The sequence below is a fragment of the Roseomonas gilardii genome (assembly GCF_001941945.1).
Taxonomy (GTDB): Bacteria; Pseudomonadota; Alphaproteobacteria; order Acetobacterales; family Acetobacteraceae; genus Roseomonas.
This window is the reverse complement of the sequence record NZ_CP015583.1, coordinates 1,991,137-2,008,958: the sequence shown is the minus strand read 5'-3', so window position 1 is coordinate 2,008,958 and position 17,822 is coordinate 1,991,137. Positions and strand designations below refer to the sequence as shown.

Genomic DNA, 17,822 nt, shown 5'->3' with positions numbered 1-17,822 from the left:
ACCGGCCGGCAGGGGGCGGGGGATGGCGGCGTCGGGGATCATGGCCAGGATCATGGCCGGACAGTGTTCCGCCTCCCGGCGCCGTGATCAAGCGGGGCGCGCGGCATCACGGCATCCCCCCGGCGACCTGCGGCAGCAGCGCCTCGTTGATCTGCACCGGGGTGCGGTCGCGCAGGGCGTTCAGGTACTGGATCTCCAGCTCGTCGCCCATGCCGCTCTCGATCCGGCCGCGGAAGGCGCGCAGGGCGGAGGCATCGGCCACGTCGCCCGGCGTGACCTCCAGCACCTGCGCCACGGCGAAGCCCTGGGCCGTGCGGACCATGGTGGCATCGTTGGGCTTCGTGCCGAAGATCTGGTTCAGCAGTTCCGGCGGCACGCGGGGCCCGGCCTCGTTGCGCCCGTCGCGGCCGAAGGGATCGCTGCGCAGGGCGATCACCCCGGCCTCCTTCGCCGCATCCTCCAGGCTGCGCCCGTCCTTGACCGCGGCGAGCAGGGCGGCCGCCTTCTCTTCCTGGGCATGGGCGCGGGCATCCTCGGTCCAGGCGGCGCGGACGGCGTCCTCCACCTGCTCGAAGGGCCGGGGGGCCGGGGGCTGAACCGAATCCAGCTCGACGCCCACGAAGCCGGCCCCGGCCTTGGATTCCTCCATCCGCGCGGGCTGCCGGGGCTGCGCCGCGAAGATGGCGGCCAGGGTCTCGTCGCGGGCATAGTCCGGCACCGGGAGGCTGGCGGCCTGTCCGTCCGGGGCGTGGCCGGTGGCATCCACCGTCACCGTGCCGACCTCCATGCCGAACTGCTTCGCCGCCTCCGCCAGCTTCGCGCCGCCGGCCAGGGCGTCCTCGGCGCCGTTGATGCGCTCGAAGGCCAGGTCGGCGGCTTTGCTCTGGGCCAGCTCGTTGCGGAGTTCGTCGCGCGCCTGATCCAGCCCGCGCACCGCCGGGGGCTCGACCTTGACCACCTTCAGCACGTGCCAGCCGAAGGAGGACTTCACCGGTGCCGACACCTCGCCCTCCGGCGTGGCGAAGGCCGCGCGGACCAGTTCCGGCACGGGGATCTCGGCCTGGGAAAGCGTGCCCAGCTCCACCGGCTGCCCGCCTTCCGCCTTGGCCTTCTCCGTGATCGTCGCGAAATCCGCGCCGTTCTTCCAGGTCGCGGCCAGGGCCTTCGCCTCTTCCTCCGCCTGGGGGCCGGTGGGGAAGAGGACCTGCTCCAGCGTCCGGCGCTCCGGCGTGTGGAAACGGTCGCCGGCGGCGGCATAGGCCTGGGCGATTTCCTCGTCCGTGACCTGGACGTCCTTCATCACGATCTCGGCGGCCAGCCGGGCCACGGTCGCGGTGCGGAGCTCCGGCGTGGAGAACTGCTGCGGGTTGTTCTCCCAGAAGCGGCGGAGCTGCTCCTCGGTCGGGGCCGGGGGCTCCGGCGCGTCCGAGAGCGGCAGGGTCGCCAGCTCCACCACGCGGCGCTCGCCCGCCTGGGCCAGCAGGGGCTTCACCAGCGCATCCGGGGCATGGATGCCGGCGCGGACCGAGGTGATGATCTGCTGCCGCTCCAGCTCCCGCTTCACCAGCGCCAGGAAGCCGTTCTCGTCCAGCCCGTTGCCGCGCAGGAACTGGTTGAAGATGGCACGGCTGAACTGCCCGCCCGCCTGGAAGGCCGGGATGGCGAAGACATAGTCGCGCACCGCCTGGTCGGAGGCAGCGACGCCCATGCGGTCGGACTCCGCCGAGGCGATGCGCTGGTTGACCAGGGCCGCGACCGCCTGCTGGGCCGCGGTCTGGCGCAAGGCATCGTTGATGGCGAAGTCGGGGCCGAGCTGCCGCTGCAGCTGCGCCATCTGCCGCCGCGCCGCCGCCTGGGCCTCGGCCAGCTCGATCGGGTGTCCGTCCACGCGCGCCACGGCGCTGTCGCGGCCGAAATTGCGCACGACATCCTCGATCCCCCAGATGCCGAAGGAAAGGATCAGCAGCAGGAACAGGCCCTTGGCGAACCATGTCCCGGCGAGGCGGCGGAAGGCGGTGAGCATCTGGTCCGGCAAGTCCCTGGGGCGGCCCGGGGGCGCCCGAAAGAAGAAGGGTCCGGCACGGTACGCCGGGTCGGGGGCACGCCTTACCGGAGGCGGGCGGAGTTGCCAAACCTCCACCGGCCGGGATACCGCCGGGGAGAGCGAATGAAACATTCGGAGAGGCTTCGATGACCCCTGGCATCCGCCCGCTGATCGCCGGCAACTGGAAGATGAACGGCACCGCCCGGGAGGCCGCCGGCCTCGCCGATGCGGTGCGCCAGGGGGCCGCGGAGGTGACCGGCGCCGTGGACCTGCTGGTCTGCCCGCCCTTCGTGCACATCCACGCGGCCTCCGCCGCCATCGCCTTCCAGCCCATCGCGGTCGGGGCACAGGACTGCTCGCCCAAGGAGAAGGGCGCCCATACCGGCGACGTTTCCGCCCCGATGCTGGCGGATGCCGGCTGCGCCTATGTCATCCTCGGCCATTCCGAGCGCCGCGCCGACCATGGCGAGACGGACGCGCTGGTGAAGGCCAAGGCGGAGGCCGCCATCGCCGCCGGGCTGATCCCCATCGTCTGCGTTGGGGAAAGCCTGGCCCAGCGCGAGGCGGGGGAGGCCGAATCCGTGGTGGCCGGGCAGATCGCCGGCTCCCTGCCGGACGGCTTCACGGCGGCCAAGGGCGTGGTGGCCTATGAGCCCGTCTGGGCCATCGGCACCGGCAAGACCCCCACCGAGGCGGACATCGCCGCCATGCATGCCCGGATGCGGCAGGAGCTGGTGGCCCGCTTCGGCGAGGCGGGGCAGGGCACCCGCCTGCTCTACGGCGGCTCGGTGAAGCCCTCCAACGCCAAGGCGATCCTGGCCCTGCCGCATGTGGATGGCGCGCTGGTGGGCGGCGCCTCGCTGGTGGCGGCGGACTTCCTGGCCATCGCCGCCGGCGCGGCGGGCTGACCCAAGCCGGATGACCCAGGCCGGATGACCCAGGCCGGATTTGGGCGCAAAACCCCGGCCGGGCCGCTCGGCCGGGGTAGCAACGGCCACGCGGGGCGGGTAGAAGCCGGGGCACCATGACCACCGTCCTGCTCGTCCTGCACTTCTTCGTCGCCCTCGCGCTGATCGGCGTGGTGCTGCTCCAGCGCAGCGAGGGTGGCGGCCTCGGCATCGGCTCCTCCCAGGGGATGGGCGCCTTCATGACCGGGCGCGGCACCGCCAACCTGCTGACCCGCTCCACCGCGGTGCTGGCCACGCTCTTCATGGTGCTGGCCATGGCGCTGGCGCTGATCAACCGTGGCGCCAGCCAGAGCGGCGGCAGCTCGATCCTGAACAACCCGCCCCCGGCCGCCGGCGCGCCCGCCACCCCCGGTGGTGCGCCCGCCGCGCCTTCCACGGCGCCGGGCGCACCGCCGGCCCTGCCCGCCCTGCCGGCGACTCCGTCCGGGCCTTCCGTCCCGAACAACTGATCTGCCCCCTGCACCGATGCCCGCGCGGTTCAACACCCGCGCGGGTTTGATCCGCGCATGGCCCTCCCGCGTGCCATGCGTGTAGCCGGCCGCCCCCGAAAGGGGTTATGACGGCCTCCCATGACGCGGTTCATCTTCATCACCGGCGGCGTGGTCTCCTCTCTCGGCAAGGGCATCGCCGCCGCCTCCCTCGCGGCGCTGTTGCAGGCGCGCGGATACAAGGTCCGCCTGCGCAAGCTCGACCCCTATCTCAACGTGGATCCGGGGACGATGAGCCCCTACCAGCACGGCGAGGTCTTCGTGACCGATGACGGGGCGGAAACCGACCTCGATCTCGGCCACTACGAGCGCTTCACCGGCGTCCACGCGAACCAGGCGGATGCCTGGACCTCCGGGCGCATCTACTCGGAGGTGCTCGCGAAGGAGCGCCGCGGCGACTACCTGGGCGGCACGGTCCAGGTCATTCCGCACATCACCGACCACATCAAGGCCGGCGTGCTGGCCGAGACCGAGGACTACGACTTCGTGCTGGTCGAGGTCGGCGGCACGGTGGGCGACATCGAGAGCCTGCCCTTCCTGGAAGCCCTGCGGCAGCTCGGCAACGAGCTCGGCCAGCGGCAGAGCCTCTTCATCCACCTGACGCTGGTGCCCTATATCCCCTCGGCCGGCGAGCTGAAGACCAAGCCGACGCAGCATTCGGTGAAGGAACTGCTGGGCCTGGGCATCCAGCCGCAGATCCTGCTCTGCCGCTGCGACCGCCAGATCCCGGACAACGAGCGCCGCAAGATCGCGCTGTTCTGCAACGTGCGCCCCGAGAGCGTGATCCCGGCCCTGGATGCCAGCAGCATCTACGAGGTGCCGCTGAGCTATCACGAGGAAGGTCTGGACCGGGAGGTCCTGCGCCATTTCGACATGTCCGCCTATGGCGAGCCGGACCTGTCCCGCTGGCAGCGGATCGTGCGCGGCCTCAACCACCCCGAGGGGGAGGTGAAGGTCGCGGTGGTGGGCAAGTACACCAACCTGCTGGACGCCTATAAGTCGCTGAACGAGGCACTGATCCACGGCGGCATCGCGCACGGCGTCAAGGTGAGGCTGGACTGGGTGGATGCCCAGGTCTTCGAGACCGATGGCGCGGTGGAGCGGCTGGAGGGCGTGCACGGCATCCTGGTGCCGGGCGGCTTCGGCGAGCGTGGCGCGGAGGGCAAGATCGAGGCCGTCCGCTTCGCCCGCGAGCACAAGATCCCCTTCCTGGGCATCTGCTTCGGCATGCAGATGGCGGTGATCGAGGCGGCGCGGAACGAGGCCGGGCTGAAAGAGGCCTCCTCCACCGAATTCGGCCCCTGCGCCGAGCCGGTGGTCGGCCTGCTGACCGAATGGCGGCGTGGCAACGTCACCGAGCGTCGCGACGAGGCCAGCGACCTGGGCGGCACCATGCGCCTGGGTTCCTATCCCTCGATCCTGGCCGAGGGCTCGCTGGTGCGGCAGGTCTATGGCGGCGCCGCCGAGATCACCGAGCGCCACCGCCACCGCTTCGAGGTGAACGTGAACTACCGCGACCGGCTGGAGGAGCACGGGCTCCGCTTCTCCGGCATGTCGCCGGACGGCGTGCTGCCGGAGATCGTGGAGCGGCCGGACCACCCCTGGTTCATCGGCGTGCAGTTCCATCCGGAGCTGAAGAGCAAGCCCTTCGCCCCGCACCCGCTCTTCGCGGGCTTCGTGGGCGCGGCGGTCAAGCAGGCGCGGCTCGTATGATCACCGTCCGCGTCGGCGCCCCGGGCAGCCGGGTGGCGGAGATCGCCAACAACCGGCCTCTCGCCTTCATCTCCGGCCCCTGCCAGATCGAATCCCGCGCCCATGCGCTGGAAACCGCCCATGCCCTGCGGGAGATGGCGGAGAAGGCCGGGGTGGGGATGATCTACAAGTCCTCCTACGACAAGGCGAACCGGACCAGCGCCAATGCCGCCCGCGGCATCGGCATGGCGGAAGGGCTCGCCATCCTGGCCGAGGTGCGGGAGGCCACCGGCCTGCCCGTGCTGACCGATGTGCATGACCCCGCGCAATGCGCCCCGGCGGCGGAGGCGGTGGACTGCCTGCAGATCCCGGCCTTCCTTTGCCGCCAGACCGACCTGCTGCTGGCGGCGGGGCGGACGGGCAAGCCGGTGAACGTGAAGAAGGGCCAGTTCCTGGCGCCCTGGGACATGCGCAACGTGGCGGCCAAGCTGGCCTCCACTGGCAACGACCAGGTGATGCTCTGCGAGCGCGGCGCCTCCTTCGGCTACAACACCCTGGTCTCCGACATGCGGGCCCTGCCGATCATGGCGGCCACCGGCTTCCCGGTGGTCTTCGACGCCACCCATTCGGTGCAGCAGCCGGGCGGGCAGGGGACCTCCTCGGGCGGGCAGCGGGAATTCGCCCCGGTCCTGGCCCGGGCGGCGGTGGCGGTCGGCGTGGCGGCGGTCTTCATCGAGTGCCACGAAGATCCGGACCACGCGCCCAGCGACGGGCCGAACATGATCCCGATCCGGGAGATGCCGGCGCTGATCGAGCGGCTGATGGCGTTCGACCGGCTCGCCAAACCGGACTGACCTTCTACTCCTGGAGCTGGAATTCCCCTTCCAGCTCCAGCGACACCTCGTCGCCCACGGCGGGCAGGTAGCCGGTCATGCCGAATTCCGAGCGCCGGATCGTCGCCTTGCCGTCGAAGCCCAGCGTGTAGAGCCTGCTCACCGGATGCACCCCGGCGGCGTTGAAGGCGACGCGCAGCGTCACCGGCTTCGTCACCCCGTGCAGGGTCAGCCGCCCATGCACCCGGGCACCGCGATCCCCCGTCCGCTCCACCTTCTCCGCCACGAAGCGGGCCTGCGGGAAGCGGGACAGGTCGAAGAAATCCGGTGTCCGCAGGTGCCGGTCGAGATCCGCATCGCTGGTCCGCAATCCGTCGATCGGCACCGTCACCTCCAGCACGGTGCCGGCGATGTTCGCGGGATCGAGCACCAGCCGCGCCTCGATGCCCGTGATCTGCCCGCGATAGATGGACAGGCCGAAGTGGTTCACCGCCCAGGTGATGCGGCCATGCGTGGAATCCAGCCGGTAGCGCCCCGCGCGGATCGCCATCGGGTCGCGGTTCATGCCGGGGACACCCTGTGGCAGGGCGGGCAGCGCGGGCAGCAGGAGGAGGGGCAGCAGGAACCCGGCCAGAACGCGTCGCCTCATCTTCCCCATCCCCTGTCTTGCCAGGCCGGGTCCCGATCGGCCCGCGAAGCCGCGCATTGGGACAGGCCCGCCGCCATCCGGTCAACCCGGGCGCAGGCCCGTTCCGGTGGAGGCCCCGCCCCCCCTTGCCCTGGGCGGAAGGGCACCCTATGCGCCATAACCGGGACATCAACAGAGGGATACCTGCCGTGGCTGCCATCGCCGATATCATCGCGCGCGAGGTCCTCGACTCGCGCGGCAATCCCACGGTCGAAGTCGATGTGGTGCTGGATTCCGGCGCCGCCGGCCGCGCCGCCGTCCCCTCGGGGGCCTCGACCGGTGCCCATGAGGCCGTGGAGCTGCGGGACGGCGACAAGTCCCGCTATGGCGGCAAGGGCGTGGCCAAGGCCATCGCCAATGTCGAGGGCGAGATCTTCGACGCCATCTCGGGCATGGAATCGACCGAGCAGGTCAAGATCGACGAGACCATGATCGAGCTCGACGGCACCCCCAACAAGGGCCGCCTCGGCGCCAACGCGATCCTGGCCGTGTCGCTCGCCGTGGCCAAGGCCTCGGCCGCCGATCTGGGCCTGCCGCTCTACCGCTATGTCGGCGGCGTCTTCGCCCGCACCCTGCCGGTGCCGATGATGAACATCATCAACGGCGGCCAGCACGCGGACAACCCGATCGACATCCAGGAATTCATGATCATGCCGGTCTCCGCCGGCACGGAAGCCGATGCCGTCCGCATCGGCGCCGAGGTCTTCCACGCGCTGAAGAAGAAGCTGCACGACGCCGGGCACAACACCAATGTCGGCGACGAGGGCGGCTTCGCGCCGAACCTGAAGTCGGCCGAGGAAGCGCTGGGCTTCATCGCCCAGGCCTGCGAGGCGGCCGGTCATCGCGTCGGCGAGGACATCATGTTCGCGCTGGACTGCGCCTCGACCGAGTTCTTCAGGAACGGCGTCTATGACATGGAAGGCGAGGGCAAGAAGCTCGACGCCGCCGGCATGGTCGATTACCTGGCCGGACTGTGCGGCAAGTTCCCGATCGTCTCGATCGAGGATGGCTGCGCCGAGGACGACTGGGAGGGCTGGAAGCTCCTCACCGAGAAGCTGGGCGCCAAGTGCAACCTGGTGGGCGACGACCTCTTCGTCACCAACCCGGAGCGTCTGCGCCAGGGCATCGAGCAGGGCGTCGGCAACGCGATCCTGGTGAAGGTGAACCAGATCGGCTCGCTGACCGAGACGCTGGAGGCCGTCGAGATGGCCCACCGCGCCGGCTACAAGGCGGTGATGTCCCACCGTTCCGGCGAGACCGAGGACGCCACCATCGCCGACCTCGCCGTGGCCACCAATTGCGGGCAGATCAAGACGGGTTCGCTGTCCCGCTCCGACCGGCTGGCCAAGTACAACCAGCTGATCCGCATCGAGGGCGGCCTGGGCACCTCCGCCCGCTACGCCGGCCGCTCCGTGCTGCCGCGCGGCTGATCGCGCCGCGGGGCGCCCCTCCGGGTGCCCCGTACCGCCTTCCGGCAGGCCCCGCCGCCGCGCCCGTCCTTCCCGGAAAGGGCGGCGGGGACACACCGGCACCGCGAAACCATTCCTTGCGCCTTGAATCCCTTGCACGTTTGCATGTGCGAGTGTTTTCTCGTGCCTGTTGAGGGGTTTTCATCGCTCGGGGGGGCGATCAACCATGTTGAAGTCGATCAAGAGACGCCTGCAGGGGGCTGTGCTGCCGGCGGTCTTCCTGGCCATCTGCGCCTATTTCGCCCATCACGCGATCAGCGGTTCGCGCGGCACGGAGGCCAGGGCCGTGCGCATGGCCCAGATCGAGGATGCGAGGGCCGAACTCCGCCTCGCCGAGGCCGAGCGGGACGCCATGGACCGCAGGGTCGCCGGGCTGCGCGCCGAACACCTGGATCGCGACATGCTCGACGAGCGGGCGCGCGCCCTGCTGAACGTCGTGGGCAAGGACGAGATCGTGATCCCCTACGGACCCAACGAGCGCCTGTTCTGATCCATCCGCGTCCGGGCGGGCCTCATGGCGCGCCCGGGAAGGCTCTTGTGCGTCGCACAAAGACATGGTGTGGCATCCGCCAAGTCTTCGCGCCGGTCATCTAGAAGTTTAAATGTATAGATAGGGCCGCCTTTCCCCTTTCATTGAAGAATGATGGAAAGGTGGACGAAAAATCTCCTGCTGCAATGCAGCATCAATTACTTACGACCTGTCCGGCTGCTTGGGTGCGCTTGCGGGCGCGCCGTCTCCCGCGTATCTGCCAAGTTGAGGCTGCCGCCGCGAATACCGGCAGATAGCCCATCAGGACAGCAGCGAGAGGGCCCCCATGATCCAGGGCGTCGAACCGACCTCCAAGCAGCGCCGCGGGAAGTCCAAGGATCCATCCGCCTTGCGCGAGGAGTTGCTGAAGGCCTATCGCGACATGGTGCTGATCCGGCGTTTCGAGGAGCGCGCCGGCCAGCTCTATGGCATGGGCCTGATCGGCGGCTTCTGCCACCTCTACATCGGCCAGGAGGCCGTGGTGGTGGGCATGCAGATGTGCCTGAAGCCCGGCGACCAGGTGATCACCTCCTATCGCGACCACGGCCACATGCTCGCCACGGGCATGGAGGCGCGCGGCGTGATGGCGGAGCTGACCGGCCGCGCCACGGGCTATTCCAAGGGCAAGGGCGGCTCGATGCACATGTTCAGCGTCGAGAAGGGCTTCTTCGGCGGCCACGGCATCGTGGGCGCGCAGGTCTCGCTCGGCGCCGGCCTCGCTTTCTCGAACTGGTACCGCCAGACCGACAACGTCAGCCTGACCTATTTCGGCGAGGGTGCGTCGAACCAGGGCCAGGTCTACGAGAGCTTCAACATGGCCGCGCTGCTGAAGCTGCCGGTCATCTTCATCATCGAGAACAACAAGTACGGCATGGGCACGAGCGTCGAGCGTTCCTCGGCCTCCAAGAACCTGTCGCAGAACGGCGCGCCCTGGGGCATCCCGGGCGAGCAGGTGGACGGCATGGACGTGCTGGCGGTCAAGGAGGCCGGCGAGCGCGCCGTGGCCCATTGCCGCGAGGGCAAGGGCCCGTACCTGCTGGAGATGAAGACCTACCGCTACCGTGGCCACTCCATGTCCGACCCGGCCAAGTACCGCACCCGCGACGAGGTGCAGCACATGCGCGAAACGCAGGATGCCATCGAGCTGGTGCGCAAGCGGCTGCAGGAGCTCGGCGTGGACGAGGCCGAGACCAAGAAGATCGACGACGAGGTGAAGGCCATCGTCGCCGATGCCGCCGAGTTCGCGCAGACCTCGCCCGAACCCGACGAATCCGAACTCTGGACCGATGTTATGGTGGAGAGCCGCTGAGATGGGTGCCACTCTCCTGATGCCTGCCCTGTCGCCCACGATGACCGAGGGCAAGCTGGCGCGCTGGCTGAAGAAGGAAGGCGACGAGGTCCGCTCCGGCGACATCATCGCCGAGATCGAGACCGACAAGGCCACGATGGAATTCGAGGCCGTGGACGAGGGCAAGCTGACGAAGATCCTGGTGCCCGAGGGCACCGAGGGCGTCAGCGTGAACGCCCCGATCGCGGAGCTGGACGGCGGCGGGGAGGGCGCGAAGCCCGCCGCGCCGGGTTCGGACAGCAACCAGCCGACCGAGCCCGCACCGCCGGCGGCCGCCCAAACGGCGACGGCGAAGCAGGCCGAGGACCACAAGCAGGTGGCCGAAAAGGGCGCGGCCGAGCGTCCCGAGGCCTCGGCCAAGCCGATCGCCCCGGAAAAGGACTGGGGCCCGACCAGGCCGACCACCGTGCGCGAGGCGCTGCGCGACGCCATGGCGCTGGAGATGCGGGCGGATGACCGCGTCTATCTGATGGGCGAGGAGGTCGCGCAGTACCAGGGCGCCTACAAGATCTCCCAGGGCCTGCTGGACGAGTTCGGCCCGCGCCGCGTGATCGACACGCCGATCACCGAGCACGGCTTCACCGGCATCGCGGTGGGTTCGGCCATGAACGGTCTGAAGCCGATCCTGGAGTTCATGACCTTCAACTTCGCCATGCAGGCGATCGACCAGATCATCAACTCCGCCGCCAAGACCCGCTACATGTCGGGCGGCCAGATCGAGTGCCCGATCGTCTTCCGCGGCCCGAACGGTGCCGCCGCCCGCGTGGCCGCGCAGCACAGCCAGGACTATGCCGCCTGGTATGCGAGCGTGCCCGGCCTGGTGGTGATGGCGCCCTGGTCCGCGGCGGATGCCAAGGGCCTGCTGCGCGCCGCGATCCGCGACCCGAACCCGGTGATCTTCCTCGAGAACGAGATCCTCTACGGCCAGACCTTCGAGTGCCCGACCGACGAGGACTTCGTCCTGCCCATCGGCAAGGCGAAGATCGAGCGCGAGGGCAAGGACGTCACCATCGTCGCCTATTCGATCGAGGTCGGCCTTGCGATGCAGGCGGCCGAGAAGCTGGCGGGCGAGGGGATCGAGGCGGAGGTCATCAACCTGCGCACGCTGCGGCCGCTCGACACCGAGACCATCGTGAACTCGGTGAAGAAGACCAACCGCCTCGTCATCGTGCAGGAGGCCTGGCCCTATGCCGGCATCGGCGCCGAGGTGGCGATGCGGGTGATGGAGGAGGCGTTCGACTACCTCGACGCGCCGCCGGCCCGGGTCTGTGCCGCCGACGTGCCGCTGCCCTATGCCGCGAACCTGGAGAAGCTGGCCCTGCCGCATCTCTCGCAGGTGGTGGACGCGGTGAAATCCGTGACCTACCGCAAGTAAGGGGCGCATCCGCATGGCCACCAACATCCTGATGCCCGCCCTTTCCCCGACCATGACGGAAGGGACGCTGGCGCGCTGGCTCAAGAAGGAAGGCGACACGGTCAAGTCCGGCGACATCCTCGCCGAGATCGAGACCGACAAGGCCACGATGGAGTTCGAGGCCGTCGATGAGGGCGTCCTGGGCAAGATCCTGGTGCCCGACGGTTCCGAGGGCGTGAAGGTCAACGCGCCCATCGGCATCATGATCGAGGAAGGCGAGGCGGTGCCCTCCGGCGCCACCAACGGCGCGGCGAAAGGCGGGGAGGGCAACACCTCTCCCTCCGGCAGTCCGGCGCTGGAAGCGGTCAAGGACTCCGGCGGCAAGGTGGCGGGCGCCGCCGAGCAGCCGGTGCCCGCGCCGCAGCCCAAGGGCAGTGCCGCGCCGGCCGCGTCCTCGGGCGGCGGCTCCAACGGCCGCGTCTTCGCCTCGCCGCTCGCCCGCCGCATGGCGGAGCAGGCGGGGATCGACCTGGGCGCCGTGCAGGGTTCCGGCCCGAACGGGCGGATCGTGAAGGCGGATATCGAGGCGGCCCAGAAGGACGGTGTTCAGGGCGGCGGTGCCGCGAAGCCGGCCGCGGCCCAGCCCGCCGCCGCTCCTGCCGCCGCACCGCAGGCCGAGGCGCCGAAGCCCGCGCCCAAGGCCCCGGCGATCACGGCCCCGCACAAGGCGATCCCGAACAGTTCGATGCGCAAGGTCATCGCGCGCCGCCTGTCGGAATCGAAGCAGACCGTCCCGCATTTCTACGTCTCGATGGACATCCAGCTCGATGCGCTGCTGAAGCTGCGCGCCGACCTGAATGCCCGCGCGCCGAAGGACGGGGCGGGCGCCTTCAAGCTCTCGGTCAACGACCTGGTGATCAAGGCTGCGGCGGCGACGCTGCGGAAGTTCCCCAACGTCAACGCGACCTGGACCGACGACGCGATCATCCAGTACGACGACGTGGACATCTCGGTGGCCGTGTCGATCCCGGAGGGGCTGATCACGCCGATCGTGCGCAAGGCCGACCAGAAGGGCCTCGCCACCATCTCCAACGAGATGAAGGACCTCGCCGCCCGCGCCAAGTCCGGCAAGCTGAAGCCCGAGGAGTTCCAGGGCGGCGGCTTCTCCATCTCGAACATGGGCATGTTCGGGGTGAAGGACTTCGCGGCGATCATCAACCCGCCGCAGGCCGGCATCCTGGCGGTCTCCGCCGGGGAACAGCGCCCGGTGGTGAAGGACGGCGCCCTCGCGGTCGCCACGGTCATGACCTGTACGCTCTCCGTCGATCACCGCGTGGTCGATGGCGCGCTGGCGGCGGAATGGCTGGCCTCCTTCAAGAAGACGGTCGAGGACCCGCTGAGCCTGATGCTGTGACCCTCCTGCTGCGGGACGCCGTTCCGGCCGATATCCCCGTGCTGCTGCGCCTTACCCGGGCGCTGGCGGCTCATGAGGGGCAGCCGGAACGGGTGACCGCGACGGAGGACGACCTGCGGCGCGCTTTCTTCGGCGCGCCGCCCGCGGCCGCGGCGCTGATCGCGGAACGGGACGGCGTGCCGCTCGGCTTCGCCGCCTGGACCTTCCGGTTCCGCATGTACACCGGCCGCAGCCTGATGCACCTCACGACGGTTTTCGTCGAGAAAGCAGGCCGGGGGCAGGGCATCGGCCGCGCCATCTTCGCCGATCTCGCGCGGCGTGCCCTGGCGGCGGGTTGCGACCGGCTGGAATGGGGCGTGAAGGACGACAACATGGCGGCCATCGCCTTCTACGACAGGCTCGGTGCCGAGACCGCCACGGGCGCCAGACGCTGCTATCTCGATGGTGAGGCGCTGCGGGGCCTCGCGGCCTGACCGCCATGACCCGCCCGGCCGGCCTTTCCCATCCGCTGCTCCAGTCCTGGGCCGCCTTCGCCCTGTGCCTCGCGGTGCTGCTGGCGGTGGGCTCGGCGGCGCGGCCACGGAGCCTGGATGTCTTCGACCAGCGCTTCTACGCCATGACGGCCTGGGACCTGGTGCATCACGGCGTCTATTCCGACGGCTTCTTCGACAAGGTGGACAGCAGCCGCGAGGTGCCGCCCCCTGGCATGTTCCTCGGCCCCGGCTATCCGCTCTTGCTCGCCGGGATGATGGAGCTCGACCCCCGCCTGCGCGAGAACGCCGCCTGCCTCGTGCGCCACTGGTCCAGCGGCGACGTGGCGCAGAACTGCCCGCCCTATCGCGGCCTCACCCTGCCGGTGCAGATGGCGCTCTGTGCCGGGGCGCTCGGTTTCCTCTTCGCCGCCGCGCGGCGCCTGTCCGGCAGCCCGGCCATCGCGGCACTTGCCACCGCCATCGGCCTGGGCACGCTGGCGAGCTATGCCAAGCTGATCACCCTGGCCATGACCGAGAGCCTGGGCCTCTTCCTCTTCGCCGGCGCTGCGCTGCTCTTCCTGCGGCTGTTCCAGGATCGCGGTTCGGCCCGTCTCCCGCCCCTGCTGGCGGGCCTGGCCCTCGGCCTTCTGGTGCTGACGCGGCCCAGCCACATGGTGCTGATTCCGGTGGCGCTGCTGGCGATCGCGGTGGCTGCCTGGCGGGGGCGGCTCTCCTGGCAGGCCCTGCCACTCGGGCTGCTCGGCATCGCGCTGGCCCTGCTGCCCTGGATGATCCGCAACGAGATCGTGCTCGGCCGCTTCGCGCTGGGCGCCGGCTACGGTCCTGCGGTGCTGGTCGAGCGCCTGTCCTACAACGACATGACCGCCCGCCAGCTTCTCGCCTCCTTCCTCTACTGGCTGCCGGATTTCGGCGACAACCTCGCCGCCGCCCTGTTCGGCCAGGACACGGTCTGGCAGCTCGACTGGGACCGGCCCGGCAGCTTCTACGACCTCGGCCAGCAGCATCGCGAGGCGGCCCTGGCGCTGCCCGGCGGCATCGACGCGCATTTCGCGGCGATCGTGCGGGAAGGCATCCTGCTCCACCCGGTCTGGCACACGCTGACGACGCTCTCCCTCGCCTGGAGAGGGCTGTGGATCGGCCGCTACTGGGGGATCGGCATGGTCTTGCTGGCGCCCCTCGGCCTCGCCGCCGCCCGCCGCGCCGGCCGGCTGACGCCGCTCCTGCTCTATGCCGCGCCCGCCTGGATCATGCTCCTCGTCCATGCCGGGGCCTCGGTGAACCAGGAACGCTACAATCTCTCCCTGATGCTCGGCGGCGCCATCGCCGCGGCCTGGGGAATCCTCTCACTCGCGGCCCGGCGGATGCCGGCGCTGCGCCGCCTGCCGGGTCTGGCGGCGGGCTGATCACACGGAAGGGACAAGAACCGATGGCCGAGCAGTTCGACCTGGTGGTGGTGGGCGGTGGCCCCGGCGGCTATGTCGCGGCGATCCGCGCGGCGCAGCTCAAGATGAAAGTGGCGCTGGTGGAGCGCGAGAACCTGGGCGGGATCTGCCTGAACTGGGGCTGCATCCCCACCAAGGCCCTGCTGCGCGCCAGCGAGATCAACCACCTCCTGCACACGCTGGATGCCTATGGCTTCGCCGCCGACAATGTCCGCTTCGACTTCCAGAAGGTGGTCAAGCGCTCCCGCGCCGTGGCGGGGCAGCTTTCGGGCGGCGTGAAGCACCTGCTGAAGAAGAACAAGGTCACGGTCTTCGACGGCCATGCGAAGCTGGCCGGGCCGGGCAAGCTCTCGGTCGCCAAGGACGGCAAGCCGGTCGCCGAGATCCAGGCGAAGCACATCGTGCTCGCCACCGGCGCCCGCGCCCGCGTCCTGCCCGGCATCGAGCCGGACGGCAAGCTGATCTGGTCCTACCGCGAGGCCCTGGTGCCGCAGGAGATGCCGAAGTCGCTGGTGGTGATCGGCTCCGGCGCCATCGGTTCGGAATTCGCCTCCTTCTACCTGAACATGGGCGCCAAGGTGACGCTGATCGAGGCGCTGGACCGCATCCTGCCGGTCGAGGATGCCGAGGTCAGCGCCTTCGTGCAGAAGGCCTTCCAGAAGCAGGGCATGACCGTCCTGGCCGGCGCCAAGGTGCAGGGCGTGAAGAAGGGCGCCGACAGCGTGACCGTCACGGTCGAGACCGGCGGCAAGACCCAGGAGATCACCGCCGACCGGCTGATCTCGGCGGTCGGCATCGTCGGCAATGTCGAGGATCTGGGCCTGGAAGGCACCAAGGTGAAGGTGGAGCGGACCCATGTGGTCACCACCGGCTTCGGCGAGACCGGGGAGCCCGGCGTCTATGCCATCGGCGACCTGACCGGCGCGCCCTGGCTGGCGCACAAGGCCAGCCACGAGGCCATCGCCTGCATCGAGGCCATCGCCGGCGGCCATCCGCACAAGATGGACACGAACAACATCCCGGGCTGCACCTATTGCCGCCCGCAGGTCGCCTCGGTGGGGCTGACCGAAGCCAGGGCCAAGGAGGCCGGGCACGAGGTGCGCGTCGGCCGCTTCCCCTTCATCGGCAACGGCAAGGCGATCGCGCTGGGCGAGCCCGAGGGCTTCATCAAGACCGTCTTCGACAGCAAGACCGGGGAGCTTCTGGGCGCCCACATGGTCGGCCCCGAGGTGACGGAGATGATCCAGGGCTATGTCATCGCCAAGACCATGGAAACCACCGAGCAGGAGCTCATGGACACGGTCTTCCCCCACCCCACGGTCTCGGAAGCCATGCATGAGTCGGTGCTTGATGCCTATGGCCGCGTGATCCACATCTAGGGGCGTCATGGCCAATCGTATCCTGGTGGATCACCGCGCCGGCGGCGTGGTGCAGCAGAGTGGCGAGGCGGCGGGCGCCGCCATCGCCCCCACCCCGAACGAGGAGGTGCGCGCCGCGCTGGCGGCGCGCGAACCCTCGCCCGCGTCCGTTCTGCCGCTCCGGGCCGCCGCGCCCTCCGCGGCTGCCCTGCGCCATCCGGAGAAGGCGCACCGGCCGGACAACCCGATCAAGCGGAAGCCGGAATGGATTCGGGTGAAGGCCCCGACCCATCCGATCTATCACGAGACGCGCGAGCTGATGCGCGACAACAAGCTCGTGACGGTCTGCGAGGAAGCCGCCTGCCCGAATATCGGGGAGTGCTGGTCCAAGCGTCACGCCACCATGATGATCATGGGCGAGATCTGCACGCGGGCCTGTTCCTTCTGCAACATCACCACCGGCATGCCGAAGCGCCTGGACACGGACGAGCCGCGCCGGGTCGGCGACGCCGTGGCCAAGCTCGGCCTCCAGCACGTCGTCGTCACCTCGGTGGACCGCGACGACCTGAAGGACGGCGGCGCCCGGCACTTCGCCGAGACCATCGCTGCCATCCGCCGCGCGGCCCCGGACACCACCATCGAGATCCTGACGCCCGATTTCCTGCGCAAGGACGGGGCGCTGGAGGTGGTGGTGGAGGCGAGGCCGGACGTCTTCAACCACAATCTGGAAACCGTGCCGAAACTCTATCCGAGCATCCGGCCCGGCGCCCGCTACTTCCACTCGCTCCGCCTGCTGGACCGTGTGAAGGAGCTGGACCCGATGGTCTTCACCAAGTCCGGCATCATGGTCGGGCTGGGCGAGACGCGGGGCGAGGTGCTGCAGGTCATGGACGACATGCGCTCGGCCGAGATCGATTTCCTGACCATCGGCCAGTACCTCCAGCCCACGGTGAAGCACGCCGCCGTGGACCGCTTCGTCGAGCCGGCGGAGTTCGAGGACTATGCCGCCATGGCGCGCTCGAAGGGCTTCCTGCTGGTCTCCGCGACGCCGCTGACCCGCTCCTCCTATCACGCCGACCGCGACTTCGCGGCGCTCCGGGCAGCCCGGGAAGCCAGGCTCGGGCTGCAACCGGCCGGGCAGGGGGCGCGTTCGGCCGTCTGATGCCGACCCATGCCGAAAAGAGGCTGCTCCGGTACACGCCGGAGCAGATGTTCGATCTGGTCGCGGATGTCGGCCGGTACCCGGAATTCCTGCCCTGGTGCGTGGGCGCGCGTGTCATCTCCCGCGACGAGGGGAAGCTGATCGCCGACCTGACCATCGGCTTCAAGATGTTCCGCGAGACCTTCCGTTCCCAGGTCACGCTGGACCGCCCCGGCCATGTCCAGGTCGAGTATCTCAATGGCCCCTTCCGCTACCTGAACAACCAGTGGCGCTTCCGCCCCGTGCCGCAGCCGGGCGGCGTGACCGGCTGCGAGGTCGATTTCTTCGTGGATTTCGAATTCCGCTCCCGGCTGCTCCAGGCGGTGATCGGTACGGTCTTCGGTGAGGCGGTGCGGCTGATGGTCCGGGCCTTCGAACGCCGTGCCATGGCCCTTTATGGCCGCCCCGGCGTCGCCCAGCCGCGTGGCGAGCCGCAGCCGATCAGCTAGAAAAGCCGCAGGAACAGCTATTTACCGGGAAATGCTGATCTTCCCCGGGAT

At 69.6% G+C, this 17,822-nt stretch carries 16 protein-coding genes; 14 read left to right on the top strand and 2 right to left on the bottom strand.

Annotated features, from left to right (window positions below; translation table 11 throughout):
• Positions 1–106: 106 nt before the first annotated feature.
• Positions 107–2,023 carry a peptidylprolyl isomerase gene (locus tag RGI145_RS09125; protein WP_075798112.1) on the bottom strand — a complete coding sequence of 639 codons (1,917 nt, stop codon included), beginning with the start codon at positions 2,021–2,023 and terminating at the stop codon, positions 107–109.
• A gap of 179 nt (positions 2,024–2,202) precedes the next feature.
• Between RGI145_RS09125 and tpiA the strand changes: the two genes are divergently transcribed.
• The 4 genes from tpiA to kdsA all read left to right on the top strand — a co-directional run bounded on the left by tpiA (position 2,203) and on the right by kdsA (position 6,046).
• Complete coding sequence (gene tpiA, locus RGI145_RS09120; protein ID WP_208863980.1) at positions 2,203–2,952, top strand: triose-phosphate isomerase; 750 nt, start codon at positions 2,203–2,205, stop codon at positions 2,950–2,952.
• Between the two features lie 116 nt (positions 2,953–3,068).
• Complete coding sequence (gene secG, locus RGI145_RS09115) at positions 3,069–3,461, top strand: preprotein translocase subunit SecG (protein ID WP_075798110.1); 393 nt, start codon at positions 3,069–3,071, stop codon at positions 3,459–3,461.
• Positions 3,462–3,581: 120 nt separating this feature from the next.
• Positions 3,582–5,213: a CTP synthase gene (locus RGI145_RS09110; RefSeq protein WP_075798109.1), complete on the top strand. Its 1,632-nt coding sequence runs from the start codon at positions 3,582–3,584 to the stop codon at positions 5,211–5,213.
• Positions 5,210–6,046, top strand: coding sequence for a 3-deoxy-8-phosphooctulonate synthase (gene kdsA / locus RGI145_RS09105; protein WP_075798108.1), 837 nt, complete (start codon positions 5,210–5,212; stop codon positions 6,044–6,046). The genes RGI145_RS09110 and kdsA overlap by 4 nt, the downstream gene beginning before the upstream one ends.
• Positions 6,047–6,050: 4 nt before the next feature.
• Here kdsA and RGI145_RS09100 read toward each other — a convergent pair whose 3' ends face one another.
• On the bottom strand, positions 6,051–6,674 hold the full coding sequence (locus RGI145_RS09100) for a YceI family protein (protein WP_075799959.1): 624 nt from the start codon (positions 6,672–6,674) through the stop codon (positions 6,051–6,053).
• Positions 6,675–6,862: 188 nt separating this feature from the next.
• Between RGI145_RS09100 and eno the strand changes: the two genes are divergently transcribed.
• The 10 genes from eno to RGI145_RS09050 all read left to right on the top strand — a co-directional run bounded on the left by eno (position 6,863) and on the right by RGI145_RS09050 (position 17,771).
• Complete coding sequence (gene eno / locus RGI145_RS09095) at positions 6,863–8,143, top strand: phosphopyruvate hydratase (RefSeq protein WP_075798107.1); 1,281 nt, start codon at positions 6,863–6,865, stop codon at positions 8,141–8,143.
• Positions 8,144–8,348: 205 nt separating this feature from the next.
• The gene (locus tag RGI145_RS09090; protein WP_075798106.1) at positions 8,349–8,672 is read left to right on the top strand and encodes an FtsB family cell division protein; all 324 of its coding nucleotides are present in this window, start codon (positions 8,349–8,351) and stop codon (positions 8,670–8,672) included.
• A gap of 421 nt (positions 8,673–9,093) precedes the next feature.
• Entirely contained in the window at positions 9,094–10,020 is a 927-nt protein-coding gene (gene pdhA / locus RGI145_RS09085) for a pyruvate dehydrogenase (acetyl-transferring) E1 component subunit alpha (protein WP_418314507.1), read from the top strand.
• A 1-nt stretch (position 10,021) separates the two neighbouring features.
• A complete protein-coding gene (locus RGI145_RS09080; protein WP_075798104.1) occupies positions 10,022–11,434 on the top strand; it encodes a pyruvate dehydrogenase complex E1 component subunit beta in 1,413 nt (470 codons plus the stop codon).
• Between the two features lie 13 nt (positions 11,435–11,447).
• A complete protein-coding gene (locus tag RGI145_RS09075; RefSeq protein ID WP_075798103.1) occupies positions 11,448–12,827 on the top strand; it encodes a pyruvate dehydrogenase complex dihydrolipoamide acetyltransferase in 1,380 nt (459 codons plus the stop codon).
• Positions 12,824–13,300, top strand: a complete 477-nt coding sequence (locus RGI145_RS09070; protein ID WP_167668257.1) for a GNAT family N-acetyltransferase — start codon at positions 12,824–12,826, stop codon at positions 13,298–13,300. Before RGI145_RS09075 ends, RGI145_RS09070 begins: the two co-directional genes overlap by 4 nt.
• Positions 13,301–13,305: 5 nt before the next feature.
• Positions 13,306–14,724, top strand: a complete 1,419-nt coding sequence (locus RGI145_RS09065; protein WP_075798102.1) for a hypothetical protein — start codon at positions 13,306–13,308, stop codon at positions 14,722–14,724.
• Positions 14,725–14,747: 23 nt separating this feature from the next.
• Entirely contained in the window at positions 14,748–16,142 is a 1,395-nt protein-coding gene (gene lpdA, locus RGI145_RS09060) for a dihydrolipoyl dehydrogenase (protein WP_075798101.1), read from the top strand.
• 7 nt (positions 16,143–16,149) lie between these two features.
• The gene (gene lipA, locus RGI145_RS09055; protein WP_237183252.1) at positions 16,150–17,283 is read left to right on the top strand and encodes a lipoyl synthase; all 1,134 of its coding nucleotides are present in this window, start codon (positions 16,150–16,152) and stop codon (positions 17,281–17,283) included.
• Positions 17,283–17,771: a type II toxin-antitoxin system RatA family toxin gene (locus RGI145_RS09050; protein WP_075798100.1), complete on the top strand. Its 489-nt coding sequence runs from the start codon at positions 17,283–17,285 to the stop codon at positions 17,769–17,771. Before lipA ends, RGI145_RS09050 begins: the two co-directional genes overlap by 1 nt.
• Positions 17,772–17,822 lie beyond the last annotated feature (51 nt).

Coding starts and splice junctions, on each gene's coding strand:
- pdhA (WP_418314507.1), top strand. CDS start 9,094: ATGGTGCTGATCCGGCGTTTCGAGGAGCGCGCCGGCCAGCTCTATGGC.
- lipA (WP_237183252.1), top strand. CDS start 16,150: ATGGCCAATCGTATCCTGGTGGATCACCGCGCCGGCGGCGTGGTGCAG.
- RGI145_RS09050 (WP_075798100.1), top strand. CDS start 17,283: ATGCCGACCCATGCCGAAAAGAGGCTGCTCCGGTACACGCCGGAGCAG.
- RGI145_RS09090 (WP_075798106.1), top strand. CDS start 8,349: ATGTTGAAGTCGATCAAGAGACGCCTGCAGGGGGCTGTGCTGCCGGCG.
- secG (WP_075798110.1), top strand. CDS start 3,069: ATGACCACCGTCCTGCTCGTCCTGCACTTCTTCGTCGCCCTCGCGCTG.
- RGI145_RS09080 (WP_075798104.1), top strand. CDS start 10,022: ATGGGTGCCACTCTCCTGATGCCTGCCCTGTCGCCCACGATGACCGAG.
- RGI145_RS09075 (WP_075798103.1), top strand. CDS start 11,448: ATGGCCACCAACATCCTGATGCCCGCCCTTTCCCCGACCATGACGGAA.
- kdsA (WP_075798108.1), top strand. CDS start 5,210: ATGATCACCGTCCGCGTCGGCGCCCCGGGCAGCCGGGTGGCGGAGATC.
- lpdA (WP_075798101.1), top strand. CDS start 14,748: ATGGCCGAGCAGTTCGACCTGGTGGTGGTGGGCGGTGGCCCCGGCGGC.
- RGI145_RS09065 (WP_075798102.1), top strand. CDS start 13,306: ATGACCCGCCCGGCCGGCCTTTCCCATCCGCTGCTCCAGTCCTGGGCC.
- RGI145_RS09110 (WP_075798109.1), top strand. CDS start 3,582: ATGACGCGGTTCATCTTCATCACCGGCGGCGTGGTCTCCTCTCTCGGC.
- RGI145_RS09100 (WP_075799959.1), bottom strand. CDS start 6,674: ATGAGGCGACGCGTTCTGGCCGGGTTCCTGCTGCCCCTCCTCCTGCTG.
- RGI145_RS09125 (WP_075798112.1), bottom strand. CDS start 2,023: ATGCTCACCGCCTTCCGCCGCCTCGCCGGGACATGGTTCGCCAAGGGC.